Here is a 14,370-nt window from a genome sequence, read left to right as displayed (position 1 = left end):
CAACTCCTTTCCCGGTAAAGTGCGGCTATGCTCATTCGCCGCCGTATAAGTCGTGATTGACAAGGGCGGTATAGTAGCTGTCAATGGTACTCGGCGCGTTGAACAGCACCGCTTTTAGATACTGCTTGATGTTGCGCACTTTGGTTGTGTTCTCCCTCATGCAATCCAAAACAAACTCAATATGGCTGCTGTTCAGCTTCAAAAACTTGGATTTCACCAATTCGGCGGGGTAGTCGTCCCCGGCAATACGGATTGTCTTTCGGGCTGTGCAGACGGTTTCCAGCATAAGGTCAACAATCTCGTCCAAACGGTCTTTGTCAATTTTGCAGTTTTGAATGAGATGGTCGTATTCGATATTGTCCTTGATAATCTCCCTGTAAATCTCTACTGCGCTATTGCTTTTCGCTTCCGTTCTTTTCCTTTCCGGCGGCGTAGCCGCTTCGCCATGCGCAAAGGGCAAGGGGTTTAGGGAATGGAAAGGAATGGAATCGGTACTTGATAAATCAGTAATTGATTGTTCTTTACTTAATATATCTTTATTTAATTGCGTTGGATTTTCCAACGTAGGTTTTTCCTGCGTAGGTTTTTCCAACGTTGGATTATCCAATGTTGGATTTTCCAATGTAGGTAAATCCAATATAGGCGGCTGTCCGCCGCTGGTAGCTGCTTCCGGCTCTCGCGGCTGCGGCTGCTCGTATATGACGTAATCTGCGCCCCGCAAGCGTCCCTTTTCGTCGCGCTCCCGGCTGCGCACGATATATCCGGCTTTTTCGAGTTCCTTTACCGCTTCGCGGATTGCGTCGATCTTCTCCCGGTTGATATGGGATAAGCCCGCAAGGGTATAATCCCAATCTTCGGGCAGCGAAAGCATTTGCGACAACAAGCCCTTTGCCTTTAAGGACAATTCCTTGTTTCGCAAGTGGTGGTTGCTCATAACGGTATATCCCGTATTTCGCTCCACTCTGAAAACTGCCATATTTCCTCACTTCCTCTCTTGGTATGCGTGGACAATTAGAAAGCCGTTTTCGGCTGTTTTGGTATTGCAATATGCCCTTTGCCGTTTTCGCGTCTGCAAAGCCGCATGGCACAAGGGCTTTTGCCCGTCTATTTGTCCATGCTGGCGTGCGTTTTCCGCGTCCTTTTGCCGGGGCAATAGGGACACTCTTTGAAAACGCAAAACTCATATTTCCACCCGGGGCGGTAGAAACGGCAAGTGCCGCAATCTTCATCATCTCCGGCACAACCGGATTGATAGCGGTCAAATCCCGGCTTCTGCTGCATGAGCAATTCAAACGCCCGCTGCTTGCCCTTTGTGAAATACATTCCGGCTGCACCTCCTTTCCTGCGGGCATAAAAAAACGGCGTTACTTTCTCCCCCAAAGGGGTTAAGGTAACGCCGTTTGTGTGCGTATTCAGTTTTTAACACATTCCCTGTCTATCCGCTGTCCGCAAAACCATTGATTTTATTAGCTTTTTGCCGCTATCGCTATCACACCTCATTATTCAACCGCCCAGGCTGGCAGCAGGTCATGGAGCTGATGGAAAACGGTCAGGTGGAAACACTGATCGTCAAGGACATGTCCCGACTGGGCCGTGAGTACCTTCAGGTGGGTCAGTACACGGAACTCATCTTCCCAAGCTATGGTGTGCGGTTTATCGCCGTCAACGATGGTGTGGACAGCCTGTATGAGTCCACCAACGATTTTACGCCCTTCCGGAATTTGATGAACGAATTCTATGCCAAGGACTGCAGCAAGAAGGGACGCTCTGTGGTTCGGATCAAGGCGGAGACTGGCGCCCGGGTTTCCTCTCGCCCCCGCTATGGGTATATGAAGGACCCGGCAGATCCCAAACGGCACATGGTGCCTGATCCTGAAACCGCTCCGGTAGTGCGTTATATCTTTGACCTATGTGTGTCCGGAAAGGGTCCTGCCCAGATCGCAAAGCAGCTCAAGAAAGACAAAATCCCCACGCCTGGATACTCCTACTACCAGAAGCACGGAGTGGAACTGACCGGAGTGGATATCACCCGGCCGTACAACTGGTCCACCAACACCGTCGCAGGCATTCTGGAGGATGAGACCTATCTGGGCCACACCATCAACCTGAAATCCACCACCCTGTCCTTCAAGAACAAGAAGCGCATTGAGCGTCCAGAATCTGAGCAGCTCCGCTTTGAGAATACGCACGAGGCGCTCGTTACGCAACAGACCTGGGAGATCGTACAGGATATCCGCAAGCACAAACGGCGCAGAGCCAACATGGACGAGCAGAATATCTTCTCTGGATTGGTCTACTGCCTGGACTGTGGAGGTACCATGGTACTGCACCGAGCGCACACCATGGATGCGGTAAAAAACAACTTCATGTGCTCCACCTACAAAAAGAAAGGCAAAGCTGTGTGCTCCGCTCATTATATCCGGGAACAAGAGCTTAATGCTATCCTGTTGGATGATATTCGCCGTGTCACACACTTCGCTCGTCAGAATGAGCTGCGGTTTGCGGAGCATATCCGCAAGAAGCAGGGCAAGGAGGCACAGCAGGAGATCGCAGTGCTCCAGAAGAAGAGCGACACCATGCAGAAGCGCCAAATCGAGCTGACAAAGCTGTTCAAACGGCTCTACGAGGACAGTGTACTTGGACGTATCCCGGACGAGCAGTATCGTATCCTCTCTCAGGAGTACACCGCCGAGCAGAAAGAGATCCAGGAACAGCTCCCTGCCATGGAAGTAAGGCTTCAGGAACTGAAAGACTCCAGCTCCAATATTGCCCGGTTCATTGAGAACGCCAAGCGGCACAGCGAGATCCCGGAGCTGACTGCTGAGATCCTGCGCATCTTCATCAAGCGAGTGGAGGTCGGTGAGCGTGCGGAGAAATACTCCCGCACAGCACCGCAGGAGGTACGCATCTACTACCGTGACATTGGGCTGGTGGACGAACTGCCTCAGAATATGGCGGATTCTGTGTCAGAAGAAATCCCAAATGAGGTTGCATGAGCAGAAAAGGGAGGCTGTGCCGAAACACAGCCTCCCTCCACAGGAACAAATATGAAGTTATATGGGTAGGTTCATAAATTGTCCCCATGCACCGGACACGGAGAACAGCGGGGCTTTTATTGCTTGAGAAGGAATGTGTGTGGAGAATTACTTCTTCACCGCCACAGCACCAGCGGCAACCAGAGACACGACTGCCAGAGCGGTAGCCACGCCCACTACATCGTTGGCGCCGGTATCAGGGTTATCAACACCATCAGTAGCAGTGCCGTCATCGGTGGTATCGTCAGTGGTATCATCCACAGCGGAAACATCCAGCTCAATGTCGCTGATGATGTAGGAAGCGGAGGAACGGATCTTGCCCACATAAGCATAGGCATCCTCGTCCCAATCCAGACCGGCGTCTACCACTTTGCCATCCTTAATGCCGTAGACATACTCGTCCTCATTGGCATACAGTTCCAGATCCATCGCGGTGGGGAAACCGTTGGTGTAGATGTTCACGAAGGACATCTCAGCATCGGGATAAGCTTTGAGGATATCGGTGTCGGCATCCTCATCGTAGCCATAGTAGACCTCATCGCCGTCATAAACGCGGCCTTCCAGATAGGCAACGTCGCCCAGCTCCACGCTTACGGTACCGTAGGAAACATCGTCAGTGCCGGTATCCTTGTCGAAGCAGATGATCTTGTTCAGATCGCTCTCCAAAATATCCATGTCCTCATTCAGGGGATAGGGATCTACTTCGGTATAGCCCAGATCAATGGACAGGTTCTCGCATACCAGGAAGGTGGTGTTCTTCTTGATTTCGTCGTCTTCGTCCTCGTTGATAACCTTCTTGGACTTGACTTCCAGCTCATCAATTTCAATGTCGCGCTTGCCGTTGAGCGCCATGTCGTAATCGCCGTTGAAGGTGATTTCTACGCAGCCCTCGCTGTCATTGATGCTGATGGACTTGATGTAAGACGCACCGCTGGTGATGCGCTTGGTGGTGATGGAGAAATAATCGGAATCAAAATCATTGGCGGTCAGATCGCCATTCTGATTCTCCACAAAATACTCGGGATAAGCAAAGGGCCTTCCAGATTTCCTCAATGGATCTGGAAGGCCCTTGGGCTTTGTAACTGTTGAAATGATATGGCGCTTTCATAGCACCAAAAACGTCCAGGAAACAACATACACAGGCTTAAAAGCCAATTGGGAAACAGCCAGCCGTCACTGCCTGAAAACACATATCAGACCTTTTGGCGTATCCCGGCGATTTATTCCACCGTAACGGATTTGGCCAGATTGCGGGGTTTATCCACATCACAGCCCCGCTCCTCAGCAGCATAGAAGCCAATCATCTGCAAAACGATGACCACCAGCAGCGGGGCAAAAATACCGCCCTTGCCGGGAATGGTGATGCGCTGATCACAGGCTCCGGCATCAATCTCCAGGTCCTCGGTGACCAAAGCCAGCACCGGACCTCCCCGTGCCATCACTTCCCGCATATTGCTCACCGTTTTGGACAACAGCTCCGGCTGGGTGGCCAGAGCCACTACCGGGGTATGGGGCGTCACCAGCGCCAGTGTGCCGTGCTTCAGCTCCCCCGCCGCATAAGCTTCAGCATGAATATAAGATATCTCCTTGAGCTTCAGGGACCCCTCCAGGGCAAGGGAATAGTCCAGCCCCCGGCCGATATAGAACATACTCTCGGTGTCCCGCAGCCCCCGTGCATAGCTGCGTATCTCTTCCTTCATCGCCAGCACTTTGGGAGTCAGCTCCACCGCTTCCTCCAGCCCCTCAATCAGACGGCGCTGCTGCTCCTGATCCACCACCTGGCGCTCTCCGGCGGCCAGGATAGCGATCAGGTACATCATTGCCACCTGAACGGAATAGGCCTTGGTGGTGGCTACAGCAATTTCCGGCCCGGCGTAAGTATACAGGCAATAATCCGCCTCTCTGGCGATGGAGGAGCCCACCACATTGACAATGGCAATAACAGGGATTCCTCTCGCCTTCAGCAGCCGCAAAGCCGCCAGACTGTCAGCAGTTTCACCGGATTGGGAAATGATGACGGCGGCACTGTCCGGCTCCAGAATGGGATCCCGGTACCGAAACTCTGAAGCAACCTCCACCTCCACCGGCAGACGGGCGATCTTCTCAATGAGCGCCTTGCCCACCATACCGCAATACAGGGCGGTACCGCAGGCGGTAATATACAGTCTGCGGATCTTCTGGAAAAATCCCGCCGGCAAGCCGTCCACCCCGAAGGTGGGCAGACCGTCCTCGATCCGGGGGGAGATGGTACGCCGCAGCGCCTGAGGCTGCTCATGGATTTCCTTTTCCATGAAGTACCGATAGCCTTCCTTTTGGGCCTGTTCTACCGACCAGTGGGCCTGTTTCCATACCGGTTCCATCGGCTGAAGATCACTGTCATAGCAGGTGAGACGGCCATTTTCCAGCGCCAGCAGTTCCCCCTCCTCCGGCAGCAGATACCGGTCGGTATAGGGAAGGATCGCCGCCAGATCGGAAGCCAGATAGGCGCCGGTCTCATCCACTGCGGCTACCAACGGACTGCCCAGACGAACCCCATAAACACAGTTGGGATGACCGTCAAAAAGGATGGCAAAAGCATACGCCCCCTCCATCCCGGCGCACGCTTTCCGGATAGCCTCCAAAGGAGAACCGGTATAGCAGCTGTCAATCAGCGCCGCCGCGATCTCGGTGTCTGTTTGGGTTTGAAAGTGATATCCCTTTTTCTCAAGCTCTTCCCGCAGCTGAAGATAATTTTCAATAATACCATTATGAACCAGCGTCACCCGGCCCTGACGATGGGGATGGGCGTTGACCTCGCTGGGTTGGCCATGGGTGGCCCATCTGGTATGGCCGATGCCGCACCGGCTCTGCTCATGCATCAATCCCAGGCGCTCCACCAGTTTGGACAGCCTGCCCTGCTGCCGGATCACAGTGACAGCATCATTTTCCCATAAGGCGACCCCTGCCGAATCATACCCACGGTATTCCAGACTGGCCAATCCATCAGTCAATACCTGCCGTACCGGCTTGAGGCCGGAATATCCCACAATTCCGCACATAAAAAAACGCTCCTTTCCTTCAGTCCCCTGTCTTTTTACAGAGGAGCAGATGGGAGCACAGGCCCATTGCATCTCCTGGACAACAATGAACCACACCGGACCAGTATCCAGCGCTCCCCTGTCTGACGACCGCTGCTGTACAGCGGCTTCTGAACCTCCGGGCTGAGCGGACCCGAAGCGATTTCAGTGTTCCATGAACGGGAATTTGTTCTGCACAGTTACCTCTGCTTTTTGCCCCGTCCTGCGCTGTGGAACCAACGGGAGGGCACCCGCCGAATATTCGATCACCCTCCGCCTCGTCGTCCCCTGCTTCCATACAAAGCAAGGGCACTGGCGCTGATCAAGCTTGAAAACCCACTTTCACCTCCCTTATGCCAGTTTGTTACAGTATGCCATAATTTCGCTCAAAAAGAAAGAGGGAAAATATGAACGGCCTCTTTTTTCCCATTCTATGCTTTTCTCAGGCAGGTGGTGCGGAATTTTTCGCCGGACTTTCTATTTTCCGCCCGTAATGCTATAATGACAGCGAATACAATATGAAGGGGAAAACCATCTGAGGAGGATACCCGCATGAAAAAAATAAAAATGATCTTCTGTGATCTGGACGGCACCGTTTTCCCCATCGGCAGCACCCAAATCACACCCCGCTTTGTCCATGCCATTGAGGAAGCCGCGCAGCGGGGCTGCATCTTTGTCCCCTGTACCGGCCGGGTTTTGCCCACCATCCCGCCGGAGGTCCTGGCTCTGCCCAGTTGCCGGTATGTGATTTATTCCAACGGTTCCGCCACCTGCGATCTGAATACCGGAGAGCTTTTTCATCAGGTGCTGATGGCTCCGGAAGATACTGCCGCCGTTCTGGAACTGCTTCGGCCATACGACCTGTTTACTGAGCTGTTTGTAGAAGGAAAAATCCTCATCTCCCGTCACTGCACGGAACATATGGGGGATTATTACGTTCCCCGGCATCATCTGGCATGGTTTGAAAAAAATCCTTCCCCCGGCATAGAGGATCTGGCAGATTATGTGCTGGAGCATCAGGTGGGGGTGGAAAAAATCAATATTACCCTGCTGGAAAGCCCTCTTCGGGAAGAAATCATGGCAAAGGTGGATCAGCTGCCCGGGGTTCGCCATGTCTCCTCCGGCGCATCCAATCTGGAGATCGGTGACTCCAAGGCAAACAAAGGGATTGCCATATCACTGCTGGCACAGCAGCTGGGCATCCCCATGGACTGCGTGATGGCTTTGGGCGATAACGACAACGACCTGGAAATGCTTTTGACAGCCGGGGTCAGCGTAGCCATGGCCAATGGCACCCCCGCAGCCAAAGCCGCCGCCCATCTGATTGCTCCCTCCTGCAATGAGGAGGGAGCCGCCAGGATCATTGAAGAGCTGGTGCTGGGCCAAACGGCTGCTGTCTGAGCAGCGGCTGAAAAAATCAGTTTTATATCTTGTTTTTTTCTTTTAATGAAGCTTTCCGCAGGCGGAGATACTGTTACAAAATAAGACCGCAGCAGTTTGCGCAAAAAAGATTGACAAACAATATAAAACCGGCTGTTTTTAAGGGAATTTCCCAGAATACAGCCGGTTTTGCTCACTTTTTTCAGAAATTTGTTTTACAGCGATCTTTTTTATCAGTTTTTACACCTGGCGGCCCATCTGCTGCGCCTGCTTGAGCAGATCGGTCTTTTCCACATCCCCCAGCTGCCATACGCCTGTACCATACAGGATCCCGCATTCCTTTGCTCCGCGCAGGCAGGAAGTAAATCCCCGCAGACATTCCACCGCCGGCTGCAAAGCATGAGGATCATTGTCCGCGGCGGTGAGAATAAAATAAAACTCCTTATCGGATATTCTGGTATAACCGGCACAGGTGCGGTCAAGAAGTGTTTTCAACTGGCCGGATATGGAATAGAAATATACTGGCGTGGCCAGCACGATCACATCGGCCGCCACCATTTTCTCCACGATTCCCGGTGCGTCATCCCGCTGGATGCAGGGGCTTTTCTGATTATAGCAGGCTCCACAGCCGATGCAATATCCAATGCGCCGCTCCCGGAGGGTCACCTTTTCCGCCTGATGTCCCGATTCCCTGGCTCCTTTGATAAACTGATCACATAGCCGCTCCGAGTTACCGCCCTTTCTGGGGGTAGCGGAAATGACCAAAATTCTTTTGCCCATTTCATCCTTCCTCCCTTACAAACCAGCTCCCGTCTTAAACCACACCAAAACAGACGGGGCTTTCTGTATTTTATTATAGCATTACTGGCCTGTCATCGGTCAAGAGAATTCTTCTTTTTCCGCATCTTTTAAGAAGAAAATCAGATTTTTTTGACGTTTTAACAATTCTCCTGTCAAACTAATACACATTATTCATATTTGTCCATTGCGGGGAGGAGCAAAGCATGATAAAATATAGGCATAAAGCACAAAAAACTTTTGTATCATCTTTCTTAAATAGGGAGGAATGACTATGATACTGTCTTTCTACGGCGCGGACCATGAAGTTACCGGCAGCTGTCATTGCCTGGAGGCACTGGGCAAAAAAATTCTGGTAGACTGCGGTATGCAGCAGGGGCCTGATGAATATGACAATCAAACCATTCCCCTTGTACCGGGAGATGTGGATTATGTCTTGCTGACCCACGCCCATATCGACCATTCCGGCCGTCTGCCGCTGCTTTATAAATACGGCTATCACGGTCCTGTATACGCCACCGGCGCCACCACCGATTTGTGCGGCATTATGCTTCGGGATTCCGCTCACATTCAGGAATTTGAAGCCGAATGGAAAAACCGTAAAGGCAAACGTGCCGGACGCCTGCCGGTGGAACCGCTGTATACCATTGATGACGCTGAGGGCATTATGGCCCAATTTGTTCCCTGCAATTACAACGAACCGGTGGAGCTGTGCGAGGGTATTACCGTCCGTTTTGTAGATGTGGGACACTTGTTGGGCTCCGCCAGCATTGAGGTAAAGGTCACCGAATTCGGACAAAGTAAAACCATTGTTTTTTCCGGCGATATCGGCAACCTCAACCAACCTTTGATCGAAGATCCCCAGTATATGACCGACGCTGATTATGTGGTGATGGAATCTACATACGGTGACCGGAATCACAGCGATCAAACACCGGATTATGCAGCCAACCTGGCCCAGGTCATCCAGCGCACCTTTGACCGGGGGGGCAACGTGGTCATTCCCTCCTTTGCGGTGGGCCGTACCCAGGAACTGCTGTACTTCATCCGGAAAATCAAAACCGATCATATGGTCACCGGTCATGACAATTTCGATGTGTATGTGGATAGTCCGCTGGCGGTGGAGGCTACCCATATTTTTAATGAAAATACGGTAGGCTACTACGACAAGGAAGCGATGGAGCTGGTACGCAGCGGCATCAATCCCATCAGCTTCCCGGGGCTGAAGGTTTCGGTCACCAGTGATGAATCCAAGGCCATCAATTTCAACGAGGACTGCAAAGTCATCATCTCAGCCAGCGGCATGTGCGAAGCCGGCCGGATCAAACACCATCTGAAGCACAATTTGTGGCGAAAAGAGTGCACGATCCTCTTTGTAGGCTACCAGGGAGCCGGTACGCTGGGCCGTTCTTTGCTGGAGGGCGCCCGCTCTGTCAAGCTCTTCGGAGAGGAAATCGACGTCCGGGCGGAAATCACCAAGATGGACAGCATCAGCGGGCACGCCGACCAAAGAGGGCTGCTGCGCTGGGTAGGTTCCTTCTCGCCAGCTCCCACCAAGGTCTTTGTCGTCCACGGAGAGCAAACCGTTTGCGACGGATTTACCAAACTTCTCCAGCAGCAGGGGCTGGACGCCATGGCTCCCAACTATACCGCCCGCTATGATCTGTTGGCCAACCGCCTGCTGGATCCCGGTATCGCTCAGGTGCCCAGAGCCGAACGGAAGAAAAAGACCAATACTGTATTTGGACGGCTTCAGGCAGCGGCCCAGCGGCTGTTGTCCATTGTGGCCCGGTATGAAGTCCGCACCAATAAGGATATGGCGAAATTTGCGGATCAAATCAACGCTCTGTGCGATAAATGGGACGATTGACCGTTCATCGTTTCATGATTGGGCAGTTCTGGAAAACGGAAAATAAAGAAGCCGCAGGCCCTTTTTAAGGCTGCCCCCCATTTGTTAAAGGTAGTGATACTGAAAACAGGTGGGGCGCCTTTCTGTTTTAGAAAATCCTTTCGTTTTCAGTCATCAGCAGATCAATAAAAATTTTCTTCTCCCCATGGAAATATCTGAAACTGGCAGCTGCCGTATCCTACTGCCCGTTATTCTTTTGTTTTGATTTTTCTGCGGGTCCGCAGCCTGCCATAGATGGAAGAAGCATTCAACCCTCCCCCTTGAAATATAGTAAAAATGGTAGTATCATAGAAAAACAGCCTTCATTTTTTGATCATTTTCGACAATTATTTGCAAAACTGTCGTTTTATTATCACTGCAAGGGGTGTCCATATGCGAACAATCATCTGGTTTATCTATTTTTGGCTTTATCTGCTGCTGCTCCTGCCTACCATGAAAAAGGCCCAGCGGCTGAAGGCTGATGGCGATCAGGAGGCGCTGGACCGGCTGCTGGAGCAAAAGGTACCCACCTGGGCCAACTCCCTGATGAAACTGGCGGGTGTAAAAGTTCATGTGGAGGGCCTGGAAAACATCCCCGATCAGCCGGTGATTTTTGTCAGCAATCATCAGGGGTATTTTGATATTCCTGTTCTTCTTACCGCCCTGGATAAGCCTCATCCCCTGGTGTCCAAGGAAAGCATCCGTAAAATCCCTTTCATTCGGCAATGGATGGAGCTGTTGGGTTGTGTTTTTATTGACCGTGACAATCCCAGACAGGCTGTTTCCGCCCTCAACGACGCTGTCAAAGCCTTGAAGGAGAAAAAACATTCCTTTATTATCTTTCCCGAGGGAACCCGGAGCCGGGGCGGAGAAGTGGGAGAATTTAAAAGCGGCGGTTTCCGCGTGGCGCTGAAAAACAAAGCGCCCATTGTTCCTGTGGTCATTGAAGGTACTTACAAAGCGATGGAAGCCAATCATATGCTGATCCATCCCGCTGATGTCACGGTTCAAATCCTGCCGCCGGTATATACGGACCATCTGACCCCGGAGGAAGGCAAAAAAATCGGAGATATTGTGCGGGAACAGGTGGTACAGGCAAAAAATCGTTTGCAGACAGTTTAAAATCAACAGCAAGCCCCGGCGCTCCAAGCGGCATTGTTATTATACCGCTAAAGCGCCGGGGCTTTTTCATGTGCGTCTGAACTTATTTGGGAGTGCGTCCGGAAGCAAAATAGAACAGTGCCACTGTACCAACACCGGTATGGGTGCCGATTACCGAACCGATATAGCTGATTTTAAAGTTATGGATACCGGCTTTTTGACGGATCATCTCCTCCAGCGCCTGGGCTTCCTCCAGGCAATCGCTGTGGCTGATGAAAACCTCGTTGGAAACAGAAGTGTCAATGGTCTTGGCCAGACGCTCCACCATAGCGTTGAAAGCAGCCTTCTTACCCCGCACCTTGCCATAAGGGATCAGCTTGCCTTCATCGTTGACATAAATCATCGGCTTGATTCCCAGCGCAGTGCCCATAATGGCCGCTGTTTTGCTTACACGGCCGCCCCGCTGGAGGTGGAACAAATCGTCCGCTACCACATCATGGAACAGCAGCAGCTTGTGGTCCTCCACCCATTTTGCCAGGGTCTCCAGATCCATACCCTCATTTTTCCGCCGCCATGCTTCATACACCAGCAGTCCTTCTCCCATGGAGGCGCAAAGGCTGTCGATCACAATGATCTTCCGGTCCGGATACTCTTCCGCCAGCTCCATCTGCGCCAGGTGAGCACTCTGATAAGTGCCGCTGAGGCCGGAACTGAAAGCGATGTGAAGGATGTCCTTCCCCTCTTTCAAAAAGCGCTCAAAAAAAGCTTTGCTGGCTTCAGGGTTTGCCTGCTGGGTTACCGGCATGGCTCCGCCGCGGATGCGGTCATAAAATTCTTTATTTCCCAGCTTCCGCTTGACGCCGTCGTAAATCACACCATCAATCACATAGCTGAGGGAGATAAACTCTATTCCACACTCCTCCAAAAAGCTTTCGGGAAAATCAGTGGTGTTGTCAGTGGTTAAAACATATTCTCTGTCGGCCATGGTATATCCTCCTCTTACCATTTTCCAATGAAAAATAGCAGCCTGCTGCCGGAAAAGGATTCAGCAGCGGTAAAATCCATCTGCACCTCATGCTGTTTTGGGAAAGACAATAAACGAAGCGTTCCTGTTTGCTGCAAAACGGCACGACAAGGAAACAATATCCCCCCTTTGAAAGGCCAGCAAAGCTTTGCAAGCACCTGAAAGACAAAAAATGGACCGCTGTGACAGAACTGCCCACCATGTCTGTTTCGTATCTTGCGCGGTGTGCTGCGCTTTGTCCAGTGAGGGGATTTTTCATTTGATAAGCCAACACGATAAGCGTCCATGAACTGCTGGTCATGACAAAATAAAGGCCATCATTTCGCTGACCGTTCTGGCCATAAAAAGGCATCTTTCTTTTTGTTTATTATACCATAGCCCAGCCTGACTGACAAATAGTTTAAAAACATTTTATGGGAGAATCACTTCCCCGGTAACATCCTGATATAAATGCTGATCCTCCAGCAGAGCAAGACCTTCGGTAATTTTCCGGAACACCTGAGCCGGCAGTTCTCCCCCTGATTCTCCCCCTTCCACCAGCACGGTGATCACATAGCGGGGATCCTCCAAAGGCCATGCTCCGGTAAACCAGCCATGGACCACCTCTTTGCCATCCACATAGCTGCCTGTCTGGGCGGAAGCCGTCTTTCCCGCTGCCTGTCCAAACTGAGGAGCCGCCTGTCTGCCGCTACCTTCTTCTGTCACTACTCCTCCCAGCAGCTCCAACAGCTGTTGTGCGGTTTGGGCAGACATGATCCTCCTGGGTTCCTGCTGAGTGGGACGCTCTATCGTCGCCCCATCCTCTGTGGTACCTGCAAACAAAGTGGGACGTACCGCCATTCCTCCATTGGCTACGGACGCCATCATCTGGGTCACCTGTACCGGCGTGGCGGTCAGCTTGCCCTGACCAAAGGAGAGGTTTGCCAGCTCTCCCAGGTCTATTTCTTCCGGCAGAGGCAATGTCCCTGTGGCCGCGACCACCCCTTCCACCAGCTTTACTGCCGAGCCAAAGCCCATGTCACTGGCCATCTGATACAGCCGGGCCGCACCGATCTGCTGGCCCAGATTAATGAAATAGGGATTGCAGGACTGCCGCAGCGCCCGCGCCATGGCCAGCTGCCAGTGACCGCTCCGCTGATGGCAGTAGTAACGTTGTTCCCCCAGGTCATAATAGCCGGGGCAGACGTATTCATATTCCGGGGTGAATCCCATTTCCAGAGCCGCCGCAGCCACACAGATTTTAAAGGTAGAGCCAACACTGTAGGACGCTGTTGCCCGGTTGAACAGCGGACTGTTCTCCCCCTCAAGAGCCGATGCCACATCCACCGGGGAGTAATCAGGAAAACTGGCCATGGCAAGAATTTCCCCCGTGTCCGGGTCCATCACCACCACCGCTCCGGCAGGAATCTCTTCCCCTGCCTGTTCCGCCAACTGCTGTATCTTCCGGTCCAGGGTCAGCACTACTCCACCCTGTTCCTCCGGCCTGGTATCTGTTACCTGCACCGCGCCTCCCGTCAGCGCTCCCCCAAAGGCGTTGATGAGATAATGGGTCTCCACCTCTCCGCCCCAGCTTTCAAGCAATTGGTCATAGCCTGCTTCCACACCGCATACCCCTGTGCCGCTGCCATCCACATAACCGATGACATGGGGGGCAAGCTGCTGCTGACTGTTGCGTACCGGCAGACGAAAGCATTCTATTCCCTGTCCGCTCACCGGGGTGGACGCGGGAATAACCACCGGCTTGCCGTTCTCCAACAGGGGCAAATCCTCCTGGAACTCCTCCGCCGGCAGCTGTTCCCGAAGGGCTGTCACAGCCTCCGGCGTAGGAGCCACCGCCAGAACCAGCCGGGAACTGTTGTTGACCAGGGGCTTCAAATTCCGGTCATAGATGGTCCCCCGGCTCTCCCCCACCTCCAGACCATAGCTGGACTGAACCGCCGCCGCTGTGCGAAATTCCTCTCCCTGGCTGAGAACCGCCAGACGGACCATCAGGCCGGTCATCAGCGCCAGCGTGAGAATATAGGCATAGACAATTCGTTTTTCCATCCTCATTCCTCCTTCCTCTTAGGATGGGCCGAAGGGGAACCG

12 protein-coding genes are annotated in these 14,370 nt (G+C 52.5%); 4 read left to right on the top strand and 8 right to left on the bottom strand.

The genetic code is table 11. The features are described 5' to 3' along the window. Nucleotides 1-31: 31 nt before the first annotated feature. Entirely contained in the window at nucleotides 32-976 is a 945-nt protein-coding gene (locus BQ5383_RS12555) for a DUF6017 domain-containing protein (protein ID WP_002604485.1), read from the bottom strand. Nucleotides 977-1,104: 128 nt separating this feature from the next. Next, nucleotides 1,105-1,323: a hypothetical protein gene (locus BQ5383_RS12550; protein WP_002604486.1), complete on the bottom strand. Its 219-nt coding sequence runs from the start codon at nucleotides 1,321-1,323 to the stop codon at nucleotides 1,105-1,107. Between the two features lie 77 nt (nucleotides 1,324-1,400). Between BQ5383_RS12550 and BQ5383_RS12545 the strand changes: the two genes are divergently transcribed. After that, the gene (locus BQ5383_RS12545) at nucleotides 1,401-2,996 is read left to right on the top strand and encodes a recombinase family protein (RefSeq protein WP_338061416.1); all 1,596 of its coding nucleotides are present in this window, start codon (nucleotides 1,401-1,403) and stop codon (nucleotides 2,994-2,996) included. A 147-nt stretch (nucleotides 2,997-3,143) separates the two neighbouring features. Here BQ5383_RS12545 and BQ5383_RS12540 read toward each other — a convergent pair whose 3' ends face one another. Next, nucleotides 3,144-4,046, bottom strand: coding sequence for a hypothetical protein (locus BQ5383_RS12540; RefSeq protein WP_071432486.1), 903 nt, complete (start codon nucleotides 4,044-4,046; stop codon nucleotides 3,144-3,146). Nucleotides 4,047-4,255: 209 nt separating this feature from the next. Further along, nucleotides 4,256-6,073 carry a glutamine--fructose-6-phosphate transaminase (isomerizing) gene (glmS, locus tag BQ5383_RS12535; RefSeq protein ID WP_071432484.1) on the bottom strand — a complete coding sequence of 606 codons (1,818 nt, stop codon included), beginning with the start codon at nucleotides 6,071-6,073 and terminating at the stop codon, nucleotides 4,256-4,258. 570 nt (nucleotides 6,074-6,643) lie between these two features. Between glmS and BQ5383_RS12530 the strand changes: the two genes are divergently transcribed. After that, complete coding sequence (locus tag BQ5383_RS12530) at nucleotides 6,644-7,492, top strand: HAD hydrolase family protein (protein WP_071432482.1); 849 nt, start codon at nucleotides 6,644-6,646, stop codon at nucleotides 7,490-7,492. 219 nt (nucleotides 7,493-7,711) lie between these two features. On the opposite strand, the gene BQ5383_RS12525 is transcribed toward BQ5383_RS12530, so the two are convergent. Then, nucleotides 7,712-8,251, bottom strand: a complete 540-nt coding sequence (locus BQ5383_RS12525) for a flavodoxin family protein (RefSeq protein ID WP_071432480.1) — start codon at nucleotides 8,249-8,251, stop codon at nucleotides 7,712-7,714. A gap of 292 nt (nucleotides 8,252-8,543) precedes the next feature. Between BQ5383_RS12525 and BQ5383_RS12520 the strand changes: the two genes are divergently transcribed. Together BQ5383_RS12520 and BQ5383_RS12515 are read left to right on the top strand one after the other, a co-directional pair. Further along, nucleotides 8,544-10,139, top strand: coding sequence for an MBL fold metallo-hydrolase RNA specificity domain-containing protein (locus BQ5383_RS12520; protein ID WP_071432478.1), 1,596 nt, complete (start codon nucleotides 8,544-8,546; stop codon nucleotides 10,137-10,139). 411 nt (nucleotides 10,140-10,550) lie between these two features. Continuing rightward, nucleotides 10,551-11,279, top strand: a complete 729-nt coding sequence (locus BQ5383_RS12515) for a lysophospholipid acyltransferase family protein (RefSeq protein WP_071432476.1) — start codon at nucleotides 10,551-10,553, stop codon at nucleotides 11,277-11,279. Between the two features lie 82 nt (nucleotides 11,280-11,361). Here the strand turns inward: BQ5383_RS12515 and BQ5383_RS12510 are convergent, their stop codons facing one another. The 3 genes from BQ5383_RS12510 to BQ5383_RS12505 form a co-directional block, all read right to left on the bottom strand. Beyond that, entirely contained in the window at nucleotides 11,362-12,243 is an 882-nt protein-coding gene (locus BQ5383_RS12510) for a DegV family protein (protein ID WP_071432474.1), read from the bottom strand. Nucleotides 12,244-12,257: 14 nt separating this feature from the next. Beyond that, the gene (locus BQ5383_RS20815; RefSeq protein WP_139193423.1) at nucleotides 12,258-12,569 is read right to left on the bottom strand and encodes a hypothetical protein; all 312 of its coding nucleotides are present in this window, start codon (nucleotides 12,567-12,569) and stop codon (nucleotides 12,258-12,260) included. 124 nt (nucleotides 12,570-12,693) lie between these two features. Beyond that, entirely contained in the window at nucleotides 12,694-14,328 is a 1,635-nt protein-coding gene (locus tag BQ5383_RS12505; protein WP_071432472.1) for a peptidoglycan D,D-transpeptidase FtsI family protein, read from the bottom strand. Nucleotides 14,329-14,370 lie beyond the last annotated feature (42 nt).

It is taken from the genome of Angelakisella massiliensis (genome assembly GCF_900104675.1).
GTDB lineage: Bacteria > Bacillota > Clostridia > Oscillospirales > Ruminococcaceae > Angelakisella > Angelakisella massiliensis.
The sequence above is the reverse complement of the archived record's forward strand: the minus strand, read 5'-3'. Positions and strand labels throughout refer to the sequence as shown.

Excerpts from the sequence above, each read along its gene's own strand:
- BQ5383_RS12555 (WP_002604485.1), bottom strand. The coding sequence starts at position 976 with ATGGCAGTTTTCAGAGTGGAGCGAAATACGGGATATACCGTTATGAGC.
- BQ5383_RS12550 (WP_002604486.1), bottom strand. The coding sequence starts at position 1,323 with ATGTATTTCACAAAGGGCAAGCAGCGGGCGTTTGAATTGCTCATGCAG.
- glmS (WP_071432484.1), bottom strand. The coding sequence starts at position 6,073 with ATGTGCGGAATTGTGGGATATTCCGGCCTCAAGCCGGTACGGCAGGTA.
- BQ5383_RS12530 (WP_071432482.1), top strand. The coding sequence starts at position 6,644 with ATGAAAAAAATAAAAATGATCTTCTGTGATCTGGACGGCACCGTTTTC.
- BQ5383_RS12525 (WP_071432480.1), bottom strand. The coding sequence starts at position 8,251 with ATGGGCAAAAGAATTTTGGTCATTTCCGCTACCCCCAGAAAGGGCGGT.
- BQ5383_RS12520 (WP_071432478.1), top strand. The coding sequence starts at position 8,544 with ATGATACTGTCTTTCTACGGCGCGGACCATGAAGTTACCGGCAGCTGT.
- BQ5383_RS12515 (WP_071432476.1), top strand. The coding sequence starts at position 10,551 with ATGCGAACAATCATCTGGTTTATCTATTTTTGGCTTTATCTGCTGCTG.
- BQ5383_RS12510 (WP_071432474.1), bottom strand. The coding sequence starts at position 12,243 with ATGGCCGACAGAGAATATGTTTTAACCACTGACAACACCACTGATTTT.
- BQ5383_RS20815 (WP_139193423.1), bottom strand. The coding sequence starts at position 12,569 with ATGGACGCTTATCGTGTTGGCTTATCAAATGAAAAATCCCCTCACTGG.
- BQ5383_RS12505 (WP_071432472.1), bottom strand. The coding sequence starts at position 14,328 with ATGGAAAAACGAATTGTCTATGCCTATATTCTCACGCTGGCGCTGATG.